This window comes from Ruegeria sp. BHSC276 (genome assembly GCF_059612945.1).
Window position 1 is genome coordinate 153,866 of sequence record NZ_JBXWRP010000004.1, and the last position, 20,452, is coordinate 174,317.

Annotated in this window: 16 protein-coding genes; 4 read left to right on the forward strand and 12 right to left on the reverse strand. The window is 62.6% G+C overall.

Going from position 1 to position 20,452, the window contains the following annotated elements; all coding sequences use genetic code 11:
* Nucleotides 1–31: 31 nt before the first annotated feature.
* The 11 genes from AC2FMD_RS07925 to AC2FMD_RS07975 all read right to left on the reverse strand — a co-directional run bounded on the left by AC2FMD_RS07925 (nucleotide 32) and on the right by AC2FMD_RS07975 (nucleotide 9,946).
* Complete coding sequence (locus AC2FMD_RS07925; protein WP_496684259.1) at nucleotides 32–469, reverse strand: DUF6691 family protein; 438 nt, start codon at nucleotides 467–469, stop codon at nucleotides 32–34.
* 4 nt (nucleotides 470–473) lie between these two features.
* A complete protein-coding gene (locus AC2FMD_RS07930; protein WP_496741684.1) occupies nucleotides 474–905 on the reverse strand; it encodes a YeeE/YedE family protein in 432 nt (143 codons plus the stop codon).
* 1 nt (nucleotide 906) lies between these two features.
* Nucleotides 907–1,122, reverse strand: coding sequence for a YgaP family membrane protein (locus tag AC2FMD_RS07935; protein WP_496685214.1), 216 nt, complete (start codon nucleotides 1,120–1,122; stop codon nucleotides 907–909).
* A 97-nt stretch (nucleotides 1,123–1,219) separates the two neighbouring features.
* Nucleotides 1,220–1,885, reverse strand: a complete 666-nt coding sequence (locus AC2FMD_RS07940; RefSeq protein WP_496727712.1) for a Crp/Fnr family transcriptional regulator — start codon at nucleotides 1,883–1,885, stop codon at nucleotides 1,220–1,222.
* Between the two features lie 139 nt (nucleotides 1,886–2,024).
* Nucleotides 2,025–3,170, reverse strand: coding sequence for an iron-containing alcohol dehydrogenase (locus AC2FMD_RS07945; RefSeq protein ID WP_496741682.1), 1,146 nt, complete (start codon nucleotides 3,168–3,170; stop codon nucleotides 2,025–2,027).
* 66 nt (nucleotides 3,171–3,236) lie between these two features.
* Nucleotides 3,237–4,619: an aldehyde dehydrogenase family protein gene (locus AC2FMD_RS07950; protein ID WP_496794891.1), complete on the reverse strand. Its 1,383-nt coding sequence runs from the start codon at nucleotides 4,617–4,619 to the stop codon at nucleotides 3,237–3,239.
* Between the two features lie 93 nt (nucleotides 4,620–4,712).
* Nucleotides 4,713–6,074 carry a glutamine synthetase family protein gene (locus AC2FMD_RS07955; protein WP_496741783.1) on the reverse strand — a complete coding sequence of 454 codons (1,362 nt, stop codon included), beginning with the start codon at nucleotides 6,072–6,074 and terminating at the stop codon, nucleotides 4,713–4,715.
* A 138-nt stretch (nucleotides 6,075–6,212) separates the two neighbouring features.
* Entirely contained in the window at nucleotides 6,213–7,244 is a 1,032-nt protein-coding gene (locus AC2FMD_RS07960; protein ID WP_496684279.1) for a TRAP transporter substrate-binding protein, read from the reverse strand.
* Between the two features lie 70 nt (nucleotides 7,245–7,314).
* Nucleotides 7,315–8,640, reverse strand: coding sequence for a TRAP transporter large permease (locus AC2FMD_RS07965; protein ID WP_170448192.1), 1,326 nt, complete (start codon nucleotides 8,638–8,640; stop codon nucleotides 7,315–7,317).
* On the reverse strand, nucleotides 8,640–9,158 hold the full coding sequence (locus tag AC2FMD_RS07970; protein WP_496794892.1) for a TRAP transporter small permease subunit: 519 nt from the start codon (nucleotides 9,156–9,158) through the stop codon (nucleotides 8,640–8,642). The genes AC2FMD_RS07965 and AC2FMD_RS07970 overlap by 1 nt, the downstream gene beginning before the upstream one ends.
* Complete coding sequence (locus AC2FMD_RS07975) at nucleotides 9,155–9,946, reverse strand: N-formylglutamate amidohydrolase (RefSeq protein WP_496713580.1); 792 nt, start codon at nucleotides 9,944–9,946, stop codon at nucleotides 9,155–9,157. Before AC2FMD_RS07975 ends, AC2FMD_RS07970 begins: the two co-directional genes overlap by 4 nt.
* Before the next feature lie 104 nt (nucleotides 9,947–10,050).
* Between AC2FMD_RS07975 and AC2FMD_RS07980 the strand changes: the two genes are divergently transcribed.
* The 3 genes from AC2FMD_RS07980 to AC2FMD_RS07990 all read left to right on the forward strand — a co-directional run bounded on the left by AC2FMD_RS07980 (nucleotide 10,051) and on the right by AC2FMD_RS07990 (nucleotide 14,264).
* A complete protein-coding gene (locus tag AC2FMD_RS07980; protein ID WP_496713582.1) occupies nucleotides 10,051–10,926 on the forward strand; it encodes a MurR/RpiR family transcriptional regulator in 876 nt (291 codons plus the stop codon).
* A 288-nt stretch (nucleotides 10,927–11,214) separates the two neighbouring features.
* Nucleotides 11,215–12,954 carry a type I secretion system permease/ATPase gene (locus AC2FMD_RS07985; RefSeq protein ID WP_496727645.1) on the forward strand — a complete coding sequence of 580 codons (1,740 nt, stop codon included), beginning with the start codon at nucleotides 11,215–11,217 and terminating at the stop codon, nucleotides 12,952–12,954.
* Nucleotides 12,955–12,956: 2 nt separating this feature from the next.
* Nucleotides 12,957–14,264, forward strand: a complete 1,308-nt coding sequence (locus tag AC2FMD_RS07990; protein ID WP_496727644.1) for an HlyD family type I secretion periplasmic adaptor subunit — start codon at nucleotides 12,957–12,959, stop codon at nucleotides 14,262–14,264.
* Between the two features lie 4 nt (nucleotides 14,265–14,268).
* Here the strand turns inward: AC2FMD_RS07990 and AC2FMD_RS07995 are convergent, their stop codons facing one another.
* Complete coding sequence (locus tag AC2FMD_RS07995) at nucleotides 14,269–16,206, reverse strand: M10 family metallopeptidase C-terminal domain-containing protein (RefSeq protein ID WP_496794893.1); 1,938 nt, start codon at nucleotides 16,204–16,206, stop codon at nucleotides 14,269–14,271.
* A gap of 330 nt (nucleotides 16,207–16,536) precedes the next feature.
* On the opposite strand from AC2FMD_RS07995, the gene AC2FMD_RS08000 reads away from it, so the two are divergent.
* Nucleotides 16,537–20,400, forward strand: coding sequence for a beta strand repeat-containing protein (locus AC2FMD_RS08000; RefSeq protein WP_496794894.1), 3,864 nt, complete (start codon nucleotides 16,537–16,539; stop codon nucleotides 20,398–20,400).
* Nucleotides 20,401–20,452 lie beyond the last annotated feature (52 nt).

Genomic DNA, 20,452 nt, shown 5'->3' on the forward strand with positions numbered 1-20,452 from the left:
ATCGTTCATGATTGTGTCTCCTCTTGGGCGCTCAGGCCTTGGCCGAGCGCGAAAACAATGGTTTGCCCTGCAGGATCCGGGCCAGGACCAGGCCCACGGCGACGGCCCCCAGGAACAACACCACCTCCCACCGTCCGGTACCCAGGGCCGGGAGGGCCGCTCCAGGGCAGAACCCGGCAATACCCCACCCGATGCCGAACAGGGCCGAACCACCGATCAGCTTGCCGTCGATGACGGTCGAGGTCGGAATCTGGAACCGCGCGGCGAACAGGGGCGCGTCCCGGCGCCAAATCAGCCGATATCCGATGAAGGTCACCACAAGCGCACCGCCCATCACGAAGGCAAGGCTGGGGTCCCAGGTGCCGGCAATGTCAAAGAAGTTCAGGACCTTGGCCGGGTTCATCATGCCCGAGATGGCAATCCCAACGCCGAAGACGAGACCGGTCAGGAAGGTATGAAACAGTTTCATCGGCTTACCCCCCGATCACATGGCGAATGATGAAAACGGTGATGGCCGCGGTCGCCATGAAGGTCGGTACCGCCACCAGCGACCGCACCGACAGGCGCGACAGGCCGCAGACACCGTGGCCCGACGTACACCCGGACCCGAGGCTGGCACCGAGTCCGACGATGACACCTCCGACGGCAATCATCAGCGGGCTGACCGGTACGTCAATCGCGGGCATCGTGCCGGTGACCGCGAAGATCAGCCCCGGCGCCACGACCATGCCTGCCACCAGAGCCAGACGCCATGAGAACTCCGAGACGTTCTCGGGAAAAACCAGCCCCGACATGATCCCGGTCGCCCCCATGATGCGACCCAGCCCCAGCATCAGAAGAACGGCCCCCAGGCCGATCAGCAAACCGCCCCCGAAAGAAGCGAAAGGTGTAAATACAGTCTCCATGTCAGGTCCTCTTACAGGTTTTGATGCCGAAGGCACCGTAAAGCGGGCAGATCCGCAGCGCCGAAGTGATCAGCATCACTACGCCGACAATTACTGCACCCCATTTTCCGATGCCGCCGTCGAAAAACGGCAGTTTGCTGGCAAATGCCAAGTACAACAGGACCAGCCCCAGCGTTGCACGCAGAATTCGGTCGAGCGTTCCCACATTGGTGGCCATTATGCCCTCTACATTCCAAGTCTTGAATGACACATAGGGCAGGTTTCCGGCCCCTTCAGTGACAATGTCACGAAAGCCGGTGGATTTCAGGAAAAACTCAGCCGCTTTGCGCCAGCGACTGCAATGCAGCCTTGTCGGCAAGGGTGACTCGCCCGCGCGACTGGGTGATCAACTCGCGCTTCTGAAAATCGTTCAGGACACGCGAGATCACTTCACGGGCGGTTCCAAGCTCGTCGGCCAGTTGCTGGTGGGTCACCTGTATCTCGGACGCCTCGCCTGCCAGCGCCAGCAACCGTTCCGCCAACCGCACATCGATGCGCCCGAAGGCGACATCATCAACCACCCGCAACAGATCGATCAACCGGCGCGAATAGGCCTCGAAGACAAAGCTGCGAAACGCGTCTTCTTCGGCCGCCAGCCGGTCGAACTCGGCCTTTGGCAGAACAACGGCCGTCACGTCCGTTTCCGCGATCCCCTGGGCATTGTATGCCTCCTCGGCCAGCATGCAGGCCGTAGTCAGAACGCAGCTGTCGCCGGCCTCGACGCGATACAGCACGATCTCGCGCCCCGTATCGGACCGCTGGGACACCCGAATTCGACCAGCGTAAAGAAACAACAGGCTTTCGGGCACATTGTCCGGGCCAAACACCTGCGCACCCTTCGCAACCCGCACGATACGCGCCGCCTTGCGCAGCCGGTCGCGGACCCGGTCCGGCAAGCGGCGAGTTCCATTGAACCGGTCGGTCCAGTCCGGCTGCGTCATGTTGGCGTTCGCATCTATATACCGATGCTCCTATCCATCGTTGGCCCCACCGGCCACCATGTTGCGGACCCAACTTGCGGGCCGCATCCGCGAACGTCAAGCAATCGCCGCCGGGGTTTCAAGTGGCCCGGCGTTGCGCTTACAGCGCCGCGCGGAACAGCTGGGTCAGGTTGTCCTCGGTCAACTCGATCGGGTTTCCGCCGCAGGACGGATCGACGATCGCACCCTTGACCAGGTCGGGGATCGCATCCTCGGTCACGCCCAGATCGGACAGCTTGCGCGGGATGCCCAGCGAGTCGTTGAATTCCTGCACGAAGGCCCGAAATCCGTCGAACCCACCCGAAATGCCCAGATAGGCTGCGGCCGCGTCGAACCGGTCGGCAATCGCAGCGGCATTGAACTCCAGAACCGCGGGCATGCAGACCGCGTTGGTGGTGCCATGATGGGTGTTGAAAACCGCGCCGATCGGGTGGCTCATGGCGTGGATCGCACCCAGCCCCTTCTGGAAAGCCGTCGCTCCCATGGCGGCCGCACTCATCATCTGGGCGCGGGCCTCAATGTCGGTGCCGTCCGCATAGGCGCGCGGCAGATAGTCTTTGACCAGCCGCATCCCTTCCAGCGCGATGCCCTGGCTCATCGGATGGTAATGCGGGCTGGAATAGGCCTCGACACAATGCGCAAAGGCATCCAGGCCGGTGCCGGCGGTGATGAATTTCGGCATGCCCACGGTCAGTTCAGGGTCGCAGATCACCACGGTCGGCAGCACCTTGGGGTGGAAGATAATCTTCTTGGCATGGGTTTCCGAGTTGGTGATGACGCTGGCACGGCCCACTTCCGAGCCGGTGCCGGCCGTCGTCGGCACCGCGATGATCGGCGCGATCGCGTCGGCGTCCGCGCGGGTCCACCAATCGCCAATATCCTCGAAATCCCAGACCGGGCGGATCTGACCGGCCATGAAGGCGACCATTTTGCCCAGATCCAGCCCCGAGCCGCCACCAAACGCGATCACACCGTCATGTTCCCCCGCCTTGTAGGCGGCCACACCGGCTTCGAGATTCTTTTCGTTCGGGTTCGGGTCGACCTCGCTGAACAGGCTCCGGCCCAGGCCTGCGGCCTCGAGAATGTCCAGCGTTGTCGCGGTGATCGGCAGATCGGCCAGACCGCGGTCGGTCACCAACAGCGGGCGCTTGATCCCCGCCGCCGCGCAGGCCTCGGGCAGTTCCTTGATGCGGCCAGCACCGAATTTGATCGTGGTCGGATAGGACCAGTTTCCAACAAGACTCATGTCAGCTTTCCTTGTGTCTAAGGCCTGCCCCGGCGAGGGGGTCGGTCCGGGGCAGGCAAATCGCCCTCAGCCCGTCACCTTCTTCAGGTGGTAGGATTTGGGACGTGTCAGGTTGTGATATCCGATGACCGACAAGCCGCCGCCACGGCCGGTATTCTTGCACCCGGTCCAGCACAGGCCCGGGTCCAGATAGTCGGCCCGGTTCATGAACACGGTTCCGGTCTCGATCCGGTCGCCGATGCGTTCGGCCCGCGCCACGTCGCGCGTCCACAGCGAGGCGGTCAGGCCGAATTCGCTGTCATTCATCAGGGCAATGGCCTCGTCATCCGAGAACACTTTCATGATCCCCACGACCGGGCCGAAGCTTTCGTCGCGCATCACGCGCATGTCGTGGGTGACATTGGTCAGGATCTGCGGCGTCAGATAGGCGCCGCCGTCATCCTCGGCAAAGGTCTCGATATGCGCCACGGCGCCGGCGGCCACGGCCTCGGCGATCTGCGCGCGCACCTCGTCTGCAAAGCGCACGTTGGCCATCGGTCCCAGCGTCGTCTCAGGGTCCAGCGGATTGCCCAGCTTGTAGCCCATGACGATCTCGACCGCCTTGGCAACGAAATCGTCATACAGGCTTTCATGCACATAGATCCGCTCGATCCCGCAGCAGCACTGGCCCGAGTTGAACATGGCCCCGTCGATCAGCGTCTCGACCGCCGCATCCAGATCGGCGTCGTCCATAACATAGCCAGGATCCTTGCCCCCCAACTCGGTGCTGACGGGGGTAAAGGTGCCGGCCGCCGCCCGTTCCATCGCCTGCCCTCCGGCAACCGAGCCGGTGAAGTTCACGAAATCGAACGCCTTGCCAGCGATCAATTCGTTGGTCACGTCATGGCTCAGAAACAGGTTCTGGAACACATCCTCGGGCACCCCTGCCGAATGGAAGGCCCGCGCCATCCGCTCGCCCACCAACAGGGTCTGCGTGGCATGTTTCAGCACAACCGTGTTGCCCGCGATCAAGGCGGGCGCCACCGTGTTGATCGCCGTCATGTACGGATAGTTCCAGGGCGCCACAACGAACACCACTCCATGCGGCACGCGCTTGATGTAGCGCTTGAATGTTTCGTCCTCACCCACGGCAATATCGGCCAGCGCATCGCGCGCGATGCCCGCCATATAGGTCGCGCGTTCGTTGAAACCGCCGAACTCGCCGCCATAACGCACCGGCCGGCCCATCATCCGCGCCAGTTCCGGCACGATCTCGTCATTCATCGCCCCCACGGCTGCAACGCCGGCCATCACCAGATCGATCCGCTCCTGCAAGGGCCGCGCTGCCCAATCCGCCTGCGCCGCCCGCGCCCGGCCTGCTGCGGCGAATGCCGTGTCACGATCCAGCGCAGTCCGCTCGGCAAACACCGATCCGTCGATCGGCGAGATACATTTCAACACCTGACCCATGGTCACTCCATCCTCAAGCAAAACAGGCCCGCTGCTTCATCTGGCCAAAAATATCCCGGGGAGCGTGAGGGGCTGGCCCCTCACATCCGCCCTTTACGCCCGCTCGAACCCGCGGGCAATCTCCCAATCGGTCACCACGCGCTCGAATTCCTCGATCTCGACCTCGGCGGCACGCACATAGTGATCCACCACGTCATCGCCCATGGCCGCCCGCAGCATGGACGACCCATGCAGCGCGTCCCGTGCCGCACGCAGGTTGCCCGGAATCATGCCCGTATCCCCCTGATAGACATCGCCCTTGGTCGGCGGCTGCAGCTCCAGCCCGTCCTCGATGCCCGCGATCCCTGCGGCCAGCATTCCGGCGATGGCCAGATAGGGGTTCATGTCCGAACCCGGAATCCGGCACTCCACCCGCACCGCCTTGGTGCCATCGCCGCACAGCCGGAACCCCGCAGTGCGGTTGTCCACCGACCAGATGATCCGCGTCGGCGCGAAGGTGCCCTTCATGAACCGCTTGTAGCTGTTGATGTAGGGCGCCATGAAATAGGTATAATCAGCCGCGTATTTCAGCAGGCCCGCCATGTAGCTCTTCATAAGGTCCGACATGCCCAGCGGGTCGGCCTTGTCAAAAAATGCCGGCTGCCCGTCCGCCCAAAGCGACTGATGCACATGCGACGAACTTCCGACCCGGTCATGATGCCATTTCGGCAGGAAGGTCGCCGCATGGCCCTGCTGGAATGCAATCTCCTTGACCGCGTTCTTGGCGATCGAGTGATACTCGGCCGTCTGCATGGCCGGGGCGTATTTGATGTTCAATTCTTCCTGGCCGGCCTCGGCCTCGCCCTTTGAATTCTCGACGGGAATGCCCGCGTTCCACAGGTGATTGCGGATCGGTCGCATCACATGCTCTTCCTTGGTGGTCTGAAGGATGTGGTAATCCTCGTTGTAGCCCGAGATCGGCTGCAGGTCGCGGAACCCCTCCTTGCGGATCTGGTCGAAGCTCTTCTCGAACAGGAAAAACTCCAGCTCGGTCGCGCACATCGCCTCATAGCCCATGGCCTTCAGGCGATTGACCTGCTTCTTCAGAATGGCGCGCGGAGAATGCGGCACCTCTTCATGCGTGTGGTGATCCAGCACGTCGCACATCACCATCACCGTGCCCTCGAGCCACGGCACCGGGCGCAGGGTGCTCAGGTCGGGCTTCATGACATAGTCGCCATAGCCGCGCTCCCAGCTGGTCGAGGCATAGCCGTCCGGCGTCGCCATCTCGAGATCGGTGGCCAGCAGGTAGTTGCAGCAATGGGTCTCGCGCCACGCTCCGGCCACGAAATGCCCCGCATGAAAGCGCTTGCCCATCAGGCGGCCCTGCATGTCCACCATGCAGACAAGCACGGTATCCACATCGCCTTCATCGACCTGGACCTTCAGATCCGCCAAAATCGCGTCAATGCCCATTGTTCTCATTCCTCGTCACTTCCAAGACCCCGGCCTAGTCTCACACTGGCGAACTTGCTCTTGCGGTCACCCGCGCCCGAACGGGCACCGGCCAGAACCCCCGGCGCACGATTGAACCCGCGCGCCGGAGTATCAGATTTAGCTATAGCGATATGGACGCCCGGCCTTCTGCATGTCGGCGTTGTAGCGCTTGATGATCTCGACGACCTTGGCCTTGGTCTCGGACTCGGCGGCGATCTCATCCCAGAAGGCAACGGCGGCCGCTTCGACCTGCGCCCATTCCTCGTCGGGGATGGTGGTCAGCTTCAACTTGTCACCATTCACGCGCAGCGATGCCTCGCCGCCCCAGTACCACCACTGACGGTAGTAGTGCGACTGGTCGGTGCAGACACGGAACAGGGTCTGCAGGTCTTCGGGCAATTCGTTCCAGCGGTCCATGTTGGCAAAGAACGACCCGGCCCAGGCGCCCGAGATGTTGTTGGTCAGGAAGTAGTTGGTCACATCCGCCCAGCCGACGGTGTAATCCTCGGTGATGCCCGACCAAGCGATGCCGTCCAGCTCGCCGGTCTGCACGGCAACCTCGATGTCCTCCCACGGCAGGGTCACGGGGACCACGCCAAACTGCGACAGGAACCGGCCCGCCGTCGGGAAGGTGAAGACCCGCTTGCCCTTCAGGTCCTCAAGACTGTTGATCGGGTCCTTGGTGGCGAAATGGCACGGGTCCCAGGCGCCGGCCGAGATGTGCTTGACGCCCACCTTGGAATATTCTTCGTCCCAGATCTCGTTCAGACCGTACTGGTTGAACAGGACCGGAACGTCCAGCGAATAGCGCGAGGCAAACGGGAAATAGCCGCCGAACACGGTTACCTCAGTGGGCGAGGCCATCGAGTCATCATCCGACTGCACCGCGTCGATCGTGCCGCGCTGCATGGCGCGAAACAGCTCGCCCGTGGGCACCAGCTGGTCGGCATAGAACAGCTCGATCTGCATCCGGTCGCCGGCGATCTGGTTGAACATCTTGATGGCCGGATCGATCACATGCTCGGCCAGCGCGGGGCCGGCATATGTCTGCATGCGCCAGCGGATCGTGGATTGCGCCAGTGCGGGCGTGGCCAGCGCGGCTGCCGGGGCCGCGGCGGCCCCTTTCAGGAATGTGCGTCTGTTCGTCATCTTCTCTCTCCGTTGTCGGTTTCTATGGGCGAGAGACCATCCTCTCGCATGTGCCCCGGTATGTCCGGGGTCATTTGTTGTAGATGTAGTCGGGCAGCCACAGCGCGATCTGCGGGAAGGTCATTATGATGGCTAGCGCCAGCGTCATCACCATCACGAAGGGCAGAATCGAGCCGTAGATGTCGCGCAGCGAAATCTCGGGCGGGGCCATGGCCCGCATCAGGAAAAGGTTGTAGCCGAAGGGCGGCGTCATGTACGCAATCTGCGTGGTGATCGTGTACAGCACCCCGTACCAGATCAGGTCGAACCCCAGTTCCCCCACCAGCGGCACGTACAGCGGCGCAACGATCACCAGCATCGCGGTGTCGTCCAGGAAGGTGCCCATCACGATGAAGCTTAGCTGCATCAGGATCAGGATCACCCACGGGTTCAGGCCCAGCCGTTCGGTGAACAGCGTCTCGATCGCGCGCACGGCGCCCAGCCCATCGAACACCGCGCCAAAGGCCAAGGCGGCCAGGATGATCCACATGAACATGCAGGTGATGCCCAGGGTCGAACGGACCGAGACCTCGAACACCTTGCGCGTCATCCGCCCTTTCAGAACCGCGGCGGCAAAGGCCGTCAGCGCACCGATGGCCGAGCTTTCGACCAGCGAGGTCCAGCCATTGACGAAGGGCACCATCATTGCCGCGAAAATCGCCAGCGGCAGCAGACCCGCGCGCAGCAGCCGTAGCTTCTCCGCCATTGGCACGTCGCGCTCTTCCTTGGACAGGGCCGGGCCGAGTTCCGGGTTTATCCGGCAGCGGATCACGATGTACAGGATGAACATCCCCGCCATCATCAGGCCCGGCAGGATACCCGCCAGCCACAGCTGCCCCACCGGCTGACGCGCGATCATCGCATAGAGAACCAGCACCACCGACGGCGGCACGAGAATGCCCAGCGATGACCCGGCCTGGATAACCCCGGTCACCATCTTCTTATCATAGCCGCGTTTGAGCAGCTCGGGCAGCGCAATCGTGGCCCCGATCGCCATACCTGCCACGCTCAGCCCGTTCATCGCCGAGATCAGCACCATCAACCCGATCGTGCCGATAGCCAGCCCGCCATTCAGCCCGCCCATCCAGACATGGAACATCTTGTACAGGTCGTCGGCGATTTTGGACTCGGCCAAAACGTAACCCATGAAGATGAACATCGGCAGTGTCAGCAGCGGGTACCATTTCATCAGCTTCATCGCGGCCGAAAACCCGATATCATAGCCGCCGCGGTCTCCCCACAGCAGCAGCGCAGCCACCACGGCCACAAAGCCGATGGCACCGAACACGCGCTGACCGGTCAGCAGCATCAGCATCATGGTCGAGAACATCAGAATGGCGATCAATTCATATGACATCAGATCACCTCGCGCGGGATGTCATCGCCCTTGAGGCGCAGAATATCTTTGAAAAGCTCGCAAATGGCCTGCAGCAGCATCAGGATCAGCCCCACAACCATGATCACCTTGATTGGCCACAAATAGGGGCGCCACGCGGTCGGGCTGCGCTCACCATACTGCAGGGAATAGCTGAGCGAGTCGAAGCCGCCATAGATCATTACACCCAGGTAGAAGATCAGGAACAGCACGGTGATGGCGTCGGTCCAGGCCCGGCGCCGGTGCGACCATTCGCTGTAGAGAAGGTCCATCCGCACGTTCGAGCCCATCTGGATCGAATACGGCCCGCCCAGGATGTAATAGGCCGCCATCGCGAACTGCGCGACTTCGAGCGTCCAGAGCGACGGAAGGAAAAAGGTCTTCGAGATCGACGACCACAACAGGATACCCATCATCACGAAGATGCCGTACATCACGACCCGCCCGATCCAGCGGTTCATGCGGTCGATGACCGCAACATATCCCCGCATGAAATTCATACCTGCTCCTCTGTTCCGGTTGGCGAAAATGCCGCGATGGTCCGGGTCAGAACCGGGGACAGAATGCCAGCCATACGGTTGACCCCGGCGGGCGTGTCGATCAGGTCGTTGCGGACCTCGATCATCACGTTCGGAAGGCCGCGGGCGACGCCGTGCTCGCTCAGGGTGTGGGTCACGCCATCGGCGGCCGAATAGGGTTCGTTCAAAGCGGTCCTCAGGCCGCAGCCTGCGACATGGTCCAGCATCACCCGAGCCGCGCGCTCGTCCTGATCGTGCAGGATGCCCAGTTCGACGTCGCGCCTTTGTCCTTTGTAGACCGGGGTGAAACTGTGGATCGTGATCAGAACCGGTGGTTCCGGGCGCGCGTCCAGCGTCTTGGACAACAGATCCCGGAACGGTTCGTAGATTTCACGCACCCGTTGGGCACGTTGGGCCGGGGTCAGGTTCCGGTTGCCCGGCACCTCGAACACTTCGCTGACCTCGGGCATGGAATCGGCGCGTTCGGGCGGGCGGTTGCAGTCATAGACCAGCCGGCTGACCCGGGCCTGCACCAGCGGCGCATCCAGGGCGCCCATCAACTCGACCGCAAGCTCCAACGCGCCGATATCCCAGGCAGCGTGAGAGCGGGCCGCATCCGCTTCGAGCCCCAGACCGTCCAGCGCCGCCGGAATGAACCGGCTGGCATGCTCGCACACCAGCACTGCCGGGGCGCAGCCAAGCGCGTTCAACACCCGTGCGGCGGGTGCTTCGATCGTTGACAGCAAAGGAGACTCGGGTGCAGCAATCATGAGTAGCATTTGTTACAGCGAAATTCAGCCTGTCAAGAAAATTTCTGTAGACAAAATTACATTCGATCATATTCTGTAACGAATTGAATAATACGAGGGCGCCGATGGCCTCTGTCGCCAAGACCGTCAAGCAACGCATCCAGGACGAGCTTGATGACCTGACCCGATCCGAACGTCAGCTGGGCTCGGTCCTGCTGCAGGATTATCCGATGGCCGGGTTGCAATCGATCACCAAGCTGGCCGCGGCGGCGCAGGTCTCGACCCCGACGGTGATCCGCATGGCGCGCAAACTGGGCTTTGACGGCTTTCCCGCCCTTCAGGACGCCCTGCGCGAGGAGGTCGCCGCGCAGATCAAGAAGCCGATCTCGAAACGCGACGCCTGGATCGTCGACGACGAGACCGAGCACCCGATCACCCGTTTCGCGCAGGCCGTCTGGACCAACATGCGGCACACGCTGGAGCGGCTGGACAAGTCCATGTTCGACGCCGTGGCCCAATTGTTGGCCGATACCGAGCGGCATCTCTATGTCGTGGGCGGCCGCATCACCCGCTCGAACGCCGACTATCTGTTCAACCACATGCAGATCATCCGGCCCAACGTGACGATGCTGGGCAACTCGGCCAACGTGTGGCCGCAATACCTGTTGGACATGGATGACAGCTCGGTCCTGGTGATCTTCGACATCCGCCGCTACGAAGCGCATCTGGAGAAGCTGGCGCAGGTGGCGTCGGATCGGGGTGTGACGGTCGTTCTGTTCACCGACCAGTGGGGCTCACCCATTGGGCGGACGGCGGATTACACGTTCCACGCGCTGGTCGAAGCACCGTCGAGCTGGGATTCCACCATCGCATTGCAGTTGATCTCCGAGACCCTGATCGCCGAGGTGCAGGAAGCCCGCTGGGAAGAAAGCAAGGAACGGATCGAAGAACTGGAGCGGTATTTCTCGACCACGCGGATTTTCCGTAGCCTCGACAACTGACCGTTCACGAGCCTTGGCAACCGGTGGACAAAACTGTTGTTCCACCGATGTCACCCATATATCGTAGCTGCGACGAGGCTCGCTGCAACATCGGGTAGCCGCACCCCCAGAGTGCCTGAGTGAGGCGGAATCCGGCCGGTCAATCTGGCAAGAAACCGCCGCACATTGCACTCCGGCGCCCCTTGCGACTTCAGAAGGCCGGGCGAGGCTGGTAAATCCCGGGTTTGGCTGCGGCCCAAGCTTGTCACAGCCCCGGATCCGCGCATGAATGACAAAGGTTGACCGATCGTGAGCCCGAAGCACCCTGAAAATCTCCGCCCGGACCCCGAGCTTCAATCCGCACGCAGGCAGGGATCGACCTTCCTGTTGCTGACCTTCCTGTTCAGCGTCTTCGTCAACATCCTGATGTTGACCGGGCCGCTGTTCATGCTTCAGGTCTATGACCGCGTCCTGTCCTCGCGCGCGGTCGAGACGCTGACGGCGCTGTTTCTGCTGGTCGCCCTGCTCTATGGCCTGATGGCAATGCTGGACTATGCCCGCGGGCGAATCATTGCCCGGTTCGGCGCCAGGTTTCAGTCCGACCTGGACGAACGTGTGTTCGACGCGACCCTGCGCCATGCTCTTTATCCTCAAGCCCGGGCCACACCCGCCCGGTCGCTGCGCGACCTCGAGACCATTCAGGCCCTGTGTGCCTCGCCCGTATTTCTGGCGATAATGGACCTGCCTTGGACGCCGGTGTTTCTGGCCGCCATCTTCATTTTCCACCCTCTTCTGGGCTGGCTCGCGGTGGGGGGCGGGATTCTTCTGATCGTCATTGCGGTCGTGAACCAGATCCTGACCCACCATAAGGTCGCCGAAGCCCAGGTCGCGTCGGCCAAGGCCAACGCCTTTTCCGAAAGTGCCCGTCAGGCGGTCGAGGTGGTGCGATCGCAGGGCATGCAGCGGGACGTTACCGACCGGTGGCTGCAACAGAGATCGCAGGCCTTGTCGCAGAGCATTTCGGCCAGCGACTGGACCGGCAGCTTCAGCGCGCTGACGAAATCCCTGCGGCTGTTTTTGCAGTCGGCCATGCTGGCACTGGGCGCCTGGCTGGTGCTGCAGAACGAGATGACGGCGGGCGCGATGATCGCGGGGTCAATTCTGCTGGGACGGGCGCTGGCACCTGTGGAACAGATCGTGGGCCAATGGGCGATGGTCGAACGGGCGCGCATGGCGTGGAAGGGCCTGAACCAGTTTTTGGCCCGAACACCCAGGGAGCCGTCGCGCACCAAGTTGCCGGTTCCCGCCGCGCGGCTGGTGGCCAAGAACCTGACGGTGATCCCTCCGGGCACCAAGACACCGACCCTGCGTGGGGCGTCTCTGGTGCTGGAGCCCGGCAAGGCGCTTGGCGTGATCGGCAAGAGCGGATCGGGCAAGACCACACTGGCCAAGGCGCTGCTGGGACTGTGGGCGCCGGCGGCGGGCGAGGTTCGCCTGGGCGGCGCAACCCTTAGCCAGTATGACCCGGACGATCTGGGCCGTCACATCGGCTATCTGCCGCAGCAGGTCACCCTGTTCAACGGAACCGTGGCCGAGAATATCGCTCGGATGTCCCTGTCGCCTGACGCCGAGGCCGTCGTGGCCGCCGCCAAGAAGGCCAATGCGCATGAACTGATCCTGAGCCTCGAGAAAGGGTATGACACGTTTCTGGAAGGCAATGACAGCCAACTGTCGGGCGGTCAGAAACAGCGGATCGCCCTGGCGCGCGCTCTGTATGGCGACCCGGTCGTGCTGATCCTGGACGAGCCCAATTCGGCGTTGGATGCCGACGGAACGGACGCGCTGAACGCGGCCATCCGAAATCTCAAAGCCGAAGGCAAGGCGGCCATCATCATGACGCACCGGCCCCAGGCCATTTCAGAGTGCGACGACCTGGCTGTGGTCGAACGAGGCCAGATCGTTAAATTCGGACCGCGCGACGATGTTCTGAGCGCAATGGTGCAGAACGCGGGCGTCATCAAGCGACAGCTCAAGAAGGTGGGTGAATAGACATGGCCAACCAAGTTTCGCGCCCGGCCTGGCGGATCACCGTTCCGGCCCTAGTGGGTTTTGCCGCACTGACGATCCTGATCGGCGGCGTCGGCGTTTGGAGCACGCGGACCAGACTGGCCGGGGCGATCGTCTCGCCCGGCGTCGTCGAAGTCCAGAGCAACCGGCAGGTGATCGAGCACCCTGACGGCGGGGTCGTGGGCGAATTGTACGCCCGCGATGGCGACCATGTCGCCCAGGGGGACCTTCTGTTGCAGTTGGACGGCACCTTCCTGACGTCCGAGAAGGCCATCATCGAATCTCAGTTGTTCGAGTTGCTGGCGCGGAAGGTGCGGCTGGAAGCGGAACGCGATGGCGCCAAGGTCGACGAACTGGACGCGCGCATGCGCGATCTTGCGCGGATGGAACCGATCGACCCGGATTTGATCACCGGACAAAGAAACCTGTTCCTGGCGCGGTCCGATACCTTGGCCCAGAAGATCGACCAGCTGGGCAAGCAACGGAATCAAATCGAAAGCGAAATCGCAGGAACCGACGCCCAATGGGTGTCGCTGACCAAACAGGTCGATCTGATCCGGCAAGAGCTGGAGGATCAGAACGACCTTCTGGCCAAGGGCCTGACCCAGGCCAGCCGGGTGCTGGCCCTGCAGCGCGAAGAGGCCAGCCTGACCGGTGAAATCGGGCGGCTGGAGGCAACGGTGGCCCGCCTGAAGGGACAGATCGCCGCGACCGAAATCCAGATCGTCGAGCTGGCGTCCGCACGGCGCGAGCAGGCGATCACAGAGTTGCGGGAAGTGCAGGCGCAGATCGTGGAGCTGTCGCAGCGTCGCCTGTCGCTGACCGAGCGCCTGTCGCGCCTGGACATTCGCGCCCCGGTCGCTGGTACGGTCTTCGGCAGCCAGGTCTTTGCAGCGCAATCCGTGGTTCAGCCCGGCGAACCCATGATGTACATCGTCCCCGACGATACGCCCTTGCTGGTGGCGGCGCGCGTGGACGCTATCCATGTCGACCAGCTGCACGTGGGACAACCCGTCACCCTGCGGTTTCCGGCCTTCAACCAGAGGGAAACCCCCCAGATCGACGGCCATGTAATCAACGTGTCGGCCGACGCGCTGACCAATGAAAAGACCGGGCAGGCCTATTATCGGACCGAGGTGGCCCTGGACGATGGCCAGACCGAACGGCTGAATGGCCAGACCCTGCTGCCCGGCATGCCGGTCGAAACTCTGATCAAGACCGACGAGCGCACGCCGCTGTCCTATCTGGTCAAGCCCATGACCGACTATTTCAACCGGGCCTTCCGCGAATAGCGCGTCACGGGCCTTCGAGGTTGCCCAGCAAGATGGATGTCATGTCAGTAGCGATCACGCCATCGACGGCCGCCACGGAAACTCCGGTGTCATACGAAACGTTGTGCCGCGTGATGCCGGACAGGTCGGCGTTCTGATCCAGAAAGACCCACTCGGGCTCGTGCAATGACGGCATGCCGACGGCCACTTGCAGGATCACCAGTGCATCCATAGCCGTCACCTTGCCATCACCCGTGATATCGGCGGCGATCAGATCTTCGGGGCTTGCTGGACCCCATGTCGGATCCATGCCGACCGAGATTCGCAGAACCTGCAGGGAATCCAGCGCGGTGATTTCGCGCGTGGCATTGGAGTAGGTTTTGATGATGTCCAGATGGCCGTTCAGGGTTCCGTCCGGAAGGCCCAGATCGAACTGCCCCTGCCCGTCCGCCTGCGCCGTGATCGTCGCGTTGCCGGAGGGCGTGAACCGGATTTCGGCATCGGTGAGGCCCGGATTCGCGGTTCGCGAGTCGATCGAAACGAGACCGACTACCCCACCCGAGGATTGCGGGCTGGCAAACACGCCGTAGTCGACCGGCATGTGATCGGGACCCTGAAACCCCGCACCGAACATAGCCGCACCGTCCAGCGGCGACCCGTCGGCCGAGACGACATGAATCGTCTCGTTGCGATAGTCAATCTGCGCACCCTGCGCGGTCGAGGTCACGGTCAACTGGCCGGGATTGCGCAGCAGCAGATAGTCGAACAGGTCCAGGCGGTCGGTGCCAGCCTGAAAATCTGTGATCGTGGTTGGCCCGCTGCCGGACCGCATGACGAAGATGTCGGCACCCGATCCGCCGGTCAGGGTTGTCGCGCCACGCCCGGCAATCAGGATGTCGTCTCCGGCCCCGCCCTGCACGACAGTATCCAGAACGCCACCGCTCAGCATGTCGTCCTGCGCGGTGCCGGTCACGGTGCCATAGCCTTCGGCAACCACGCCCAAATCCTGCAGAGACACACTCAGTTGGGTCAAGCCCGGCTCCTGCTGCGAGCCGGCAAAGATCTGCAACTCGTTCCCGACATGGGCAACTTCGATCACCTCGACATTCTGAAGGCCGCTGGCCAGCGTATCGGCAAAGCTGTCCAGATAGACCAGCTTGCCATCCGGCGTCATCGTCAGCAGCGTGACCCCGTCGTCGCCGCCACCGGCCACCACGAAAACATGGCCGCCCGCTTCGACGACCTTCATGTCCTGAACCGATCCGAACCGGGTGCCAAGCGTGTCGAGGGCATGGTCGGTTGGAACCAGGCTGCCATCCGCGCCCAACCGCATGACGCTGATCGAGTTGCTGCCCGACCCCGCAACCAGAACCCAGGTCTGGCCATGGGCCTGCACGATCTCGAGCGCCGTGGGGGTATGGAAGCCCAACGTTGCGAGCGATGCGCCCGTATCGGTCAGGCTCAGACTGCCCGTCATCAGGTCGACTCCGAAGACCTGAACCGTGCTGTCGGCTGCATTGGCCGCAACCACGAATGAACTCGGGCCAACCTGTGCAGCCTGCATCGAATCAGCCTGACCGGCGAGGGACCCAACCTCGAAAAGCGTTCCGTTCGTTTCAATCCGGTATGTCGTGACCTGCGCAGTATCTTGATGGGAAACCGTCACGAATTCGCTTGCCCCGGCGGAGTACTGAACCAGGCTCGTCACGTCCCCACCTCCCGAAACCGCGGCGGCTTCGCCCAAGGCCCCGATCGTGCCGTTCCCGTTCAGCTGATAGCCGACAAGCCCCGTCGCGGTGTCGATATCCAGCACGATCCAGTCTTGGGCGCCAAAGGTTACGGGCTGCCCGAACCGCCCGGCCTGAAGGGCAATCGTACTGCCGAAATACTGATCATCATGGAACACGGGCGCGCCGCCCGCTGTCAGTTCCCAAACCGAAATCCCGCCTGTCGCGCCAGTCACGCCGTACAGGTACGTGACACCGTTAAACGTTTTTAAAGCCGTATCGCCGATACCGGAATCGAGCGCCGGGCTTCCCGTTGCCACCACTCTTTCGAACTGAAGATTCACTTTCGATTTCCCCCACGCCACTTGCGGCACACGTCAAGGGTCATCCGAAAGAGAAGCAGGGATCAGAACGAAAATGTGGTGAAAACGAGGATTTCGGTTCCAGTTTTAAACAACTTTTTGGGTTCGACCGCATGAGAAAACAGGCGACAGGAACGAAGATCGAAACACGCTGCGTCTCTGCCTGCCGACCTGCTGTTTGTGGCCACCGATGGTGAGGGCATCATGACGATGAAACAAGGTTCGCAAAAGGCCTCTTTGGCTGACAAGGCACCGGAAACGGGCAAAGATATCACAGCCCGCCACCTGATTGAAAAACAGCTGCGCAAATGGGCCGGTCGCGGCTTTGCGGGCGGTCTCGTTTCGACCTTGCTGACCCTCCCTGCATTGGCCCAGGCCAGCCGAGAAGACCTGGACTCGTTTCAGTTCGCCGAAGTGTTGCCCGGCGTCCGGTCGGTAAAACTGCTTGAGAATGGCGACGTCCAACTCAAGATGCTTGACGGCCGAACTGTTGTCGTGGCAGCCGAAGACGTGCGCGTACTGGACGGCGGCGCGATCATGATCGCCGAGGGCGTCGCCGTCGAGATTGCCCAGTTCGCCGCCGCAGCCGAAGCCGCGGCCGCTGGGGCCGCAGCCGGAGGCGGAGTCGGCGCAGCCGGCGCGGTGTTAGGCGGCATAGGCCTTGCCGGCGCGGCTGCCGCCGGCGGGGGTGGCGGCGGGGATGAATCGCCCGAGCCAAGCCCGATGCCGCCCCCCGAACCGGCACCCGTCACACCCTCTGTCCCTGCGCCCCCCAGCCTGAACCTTGCCGAACTTCAAGGCACGTCGCTCAACAGTGTCAGCACAGGGGCAGAGGCAGCGGCGGGGGCTGCCGCCGTGGAGGTAACAATCGGCTCGGTCACCACAATCGCCGCGCCCGCGCCCGATGGCACATGGAGCGTATCGCTGACGCAGGCCGAGGCCGCGGGGCTGCCACAGGGGGTGACGACCGTTACGGTCCGAAGCTTGGACAGTGACGGAAACGAAATATCGGTCGCCACGGCGGATTTCTCGGTCGACACGATTGCACCGACGATCTCGATCACCGGGTTTTCAGACGGTGCGGTCATGAACACCGCCGAAAGCGGTACGGATCTGACTGTCACCGGAGTCACAGACGCCGAAAACGGGCAGACCGTCACCGTGAACATCAATAGCCAGACCTATTCCGGAACGGTGTCAGGCGGCACCTGGAGCGTCACCATCCCGGCCGCGGATCTCACGTCCTTGCCCGACGGAGCGATCATTTCCGTAACTGCAGATGTCGAAGATCGCGCCGGGAACCCAGCTCTTCAGGCGACTGGCAATTTCAACACCGACTTCACCGATCCCACCGTGACCCTCGACCCCGTGGCCGGCGGGCAGATCGATCTTGCCGATGTCAGCGCGGATTTGACCCTGACCGGCACGTCTACAGCGGAAGACGGACAGGCCGTCACTGTCACCTTCGCCGGAAACAAGTATTCCGGCACCGTCTCTGGCGGTGCGTGGTCAGTTACCGTCCCCGTCGCGGATCTGGCGACCTTGTCCACCGGAGTTCCGGTAGACGTCAGCGTCACCGTCGACGACGCCGCCGGCAATCCGGCGTCGCCAGTTTCGGCCTCGGTTCCAGTCGATTTAACCGGTCCGTCCATATCCATCGCTCCTCTGTCGGTCGGGTCAGTTATGAATTCCACGGAAACCGGCTCGGATCTTGTGATCTCGGGAACCACGGGCAACGTGACCGACGGCCAAACCGTAACGGTGACCCTGGACGGACAACCCTATGTCGGTACGGTCGCGTCCGGAAGTTGGAGCGTCACCGTCCCAAGCACTGATCTGATGGCGCTGGCGGATGGTGGCAGTTTCACCATCACCGCCGACGTGATTGATGCGGACGGCCTGTCTGCGCCTCAGGCCAGCATCGGATTGTCCAAGGACGCCACCGCGCCCGTGGTCACCATCGACGCGCTTTCCGACGGCGCCGTCATGAATGCAGCCGAGCAGGCCACGGACCTTACCGTCTCCGGATCGACGACCGCCGAGGATGGGCAGGCCGTGACCGTCAACCTGAACGGACAGAGTTATTCCGCGTACGCAACCGTTGGAAGCTGGGCAGTGACCGTTCCGACGGCTGACCTGGCCGCGCTCGCCGACGGGTCCACGATCTCTGTCACGGCGGATGTCTCGGATGCTGCCGGCAACCCTGCTACTCAGGCATCTACCAGTTTCGACACGGATTTCACGGCCCCGACGCTGGCGATTTCGGGCATTTCGACCGGAGCGGTGATGAATGCAACCGAACGGGCTGGCGGTCTTTCGGTCAACGGAACGACGGATGCGCCGGACGGATCGATCGTATCCATCAGCATCGCCCGGGCCGATGGCACGGTCGACGCGACCGGCTCCGCAACCGTCAGCGGCGGCGCCTGGAGCTTCGTGGCGACCAGTATGGACATCTCCTCGTTGCAGGACGCCGAAGCGTACAACGTTACCGCGACAGTAACCGATCCAGCCGGAAACACCCAAAGCGCGACCACCGGCTTCGCAACCGACTATTCGGCGCCGACGATCACGTTGGACCCGCTACTTGTGGGCGCGACACTTGATGTCGTCGAGAGAGGTTCAGACCTGCCGGTTTCGGGTTCGACCACAGCCGAAGACGGGCAGACGGTCACTGTATCGTTGAACGGTCAGACCTACACGGCCACCGCCAATGGTGGAAGCTGGACAGCGACGATTCCTGCGTCGGACCTTTCAGGTCTGTCGGATGGCGGAAACTACACGATCACGGCCACGGTCGCAGACGCTGCAGGGAACCCGGCCTCGGCCACGCCCGCGAATTTCGCGACCGATTTCCGTCCGATCCTTTTGCTGGACCCGGTGGGTACAAACGACAGCATCGCTCTGGCCGACGCGCAAGCGAACGGCACTGTGATCAGCGGAACGTCGTACGGCCTCGCCCCCGGCCAGTCGGTGGATGTAACCGTCAACTCCAACGTAGTGGGCGCCGCTACCATCGCAGCAGACGGGTCATGGAGCATCTCGGTCCCGGCCGCGACTTTCGCAGGGCTCGACGGCGGCGACGCCATCGACGTTCAGGCTACGGCAAGCGTCGCAACAGGGCCTGACCCCGTGCCCGTCAGTGACCAGGTTTTTGCGCATGTGCCCTCGGCTTACACGATCGCCGAATTCGGCCGAACCGGGTCCGAAGTCACACTGGCCGTCTACGCCGACGCAGACCGCGATATCTCCAGCGGCATCGATTACAATGTCGACGCGACCTTCGACCCGACGGTCGTCACCTTCAACGCCGGATCGACGGTTCCAAACCCCGAACTCTTTTCGGAGCTCACTTATTCACCCGGTCCGGGCGCCGTCAACTTTGCCGGTACGGCCCTGACCTTCACCGACCTGTCGCAACCGCTGTTCACCTTCACGATCACGGTGCAAGATCCTTCTCAGCCCATCGCTCTGGCAATAACGACACCGAATGGCGGACCAGCCAAATGGCAAATGGGAACCGATGGCGCCGATATCCTGTCGACCTCAAATGTGGACGACGTCGTTCGAGGCGGCGGCGGCGACGACGCAATTAACCTGACGGGCGCCGGGCGCGATCTGGTCGTGTTTGAAGCGGACCCCGCGATCAACGGCACGGATACAATCACCGGCTTCAATCTTGGTCCGGCGACGGATGTGACCGATGCATTGCTCTTCAGCGGGCTTGATGCTTCGACCTTGCGCGGAAGCGGGACAGATATCGAGATTTTGGGGCTGGGAGGTTCTCTTGGCGCGAACACCGGCTTTGTCGGACTGAACACCCAACTGGCCGATCTCGATGTGGGAACCTTGACGACCGCAGCCGAAGGCTTGGGTGGCGCTCAGTCTGGCGATGAGATCTATCTGATGGCCACCGACGGAACCGACAGCGTACTGGCCAAGGTGGACTATACAGCCCCGGGAACGGCCTCTGTCGACATGATCGCGCACTTCCAGGGGGTTGGCGATCTCGGAAGCCTCAGCAGCGACAACATCCTGCACACGGATCCCACCGGCGCGACCGCCTGATCCAGCGAAGGAACATGCAACATTCCCAAGGGGGTGTTGCCCATAGCGAGCA